This is a genomic window from Elioraea sp. Yellowstone, assembly GCF_006704265.1.
Taxonomy (GTDB): domain Bacteria; phylum Pseudomonadota; class Alphaproteobacteria; order Acetobacterales; family Acetobacteraceae; genus Elioraea.
This window is the reverse complement of record NZ_VIKA01000295.1, coordinates 1-1077: the sequence shown is the minus strand read 5'-3', so window position 1 is coordinate 1077 and position 1077 is coordinate 1. Positions and strand designations below refer to the sequence as shown.

Genomic DNA, 1077 nt, shown 5'->3' with positions numbered 1-1077 from the left:
CGCCCGACCCGCCGACCAGCCGCGCGAGCACCACGTAGCCGAGCATCAGCGCCGCCGGCCGGGCCCCGCGCGCGAGGGCGTTGCGCAGGATCGCGCGCCGCCCCTTCACGGTCGCCAGCACCCCGAGCCCGACCGCGCCGAGCAGCATCCCCGGCTGGTGCAGGAGCGCGAAGCCCGGCAGGTCGGGCCAGGGCCGCAGCACTGCCGCCGAGGTCAGCGTCGCCGCGGCGCCCGGGACCAGCCGGCTCGCCAGCAGCACGGCGGAGAGCGCGAGATAGGGCGCGGCCGCGCGCATCGCCCCGGGCCGCAGGATCCGGTGCCGCACCTGCCAGAGCAGCGGCGGGCCGAGCGCGAGCAGTCCCGCCACCTCCACCGTCGCGAAGAGGTTCGCCGCGATCAGCAGCGCGCCGAGGGCGAGCATGGTCGCGGCAGCCTCGATCCGGTCGCGCCGCGAGGGCGGCAGTCCCGCCTCCGCCGCGAGACGCCAGAACACCGGCAGCAGCGCGACCAGCCAGGCGGCGCTCAGCGCCGCGTTCCAGGCGCCGAGCGCACGCAGGGAGACGCCGGCCAGCGCCGCCCCGAGCAGCGTGCCGGGGCCGAGCCCGCCCCAGGGGATCAGCACCTGCGAGAACAGCGACAGCGCCGCTCCCGCCGGGCCGGTGACGCCGAGCGCGTGCAGATCCCCGAGCGCGAACACCGCGCCGACGCCGAAGCCGGTGACGGTCTCGAAGAACGGGCCGAGCAGGAGGCAGACCGTGAACAGCCGCGCATGGCCGGCCGCGCCGCCGCCCGCCCCGTCCCGTCCCCGCGCCGCGACCGCGCCGTGGAAGACGAGTCCGGCCAGCGTCACCGCGATCGGCTGCAGCGCGAGGAACGCGCCGCGCGCGGCCTCCTCGGCGAGCAGGGGCGCCAGAGCCGTGCCGGGCGGCAGCGAGACGGCGGCGGCCGGCACCGCGAGCAGGAGCGCCACGATCACCGCGCGCAGCGGATCGGCGCGGCCGGAGGCGAGCAGCAGCACGATCGCGGCGAGCGGCGCGGCCTGGACCAGCAGGATCATGCGCCCATCCTGCCGCGGCC

At 78.6% G+C, this 1077-nt stretch carries 1 protein-coding gene; it reads right to left on the bottom strand.

The features are described from left to right. Positions 1–1057 (bottom strand): hypothetical protein (locus FK498_RS18790; protein WP_141857237.1); only part of this gene is annotated, 1057 nt, incomplete at its 3' end. Between the last annotated feature and the right edge of the window lie 20 nt (positions 1058–1077).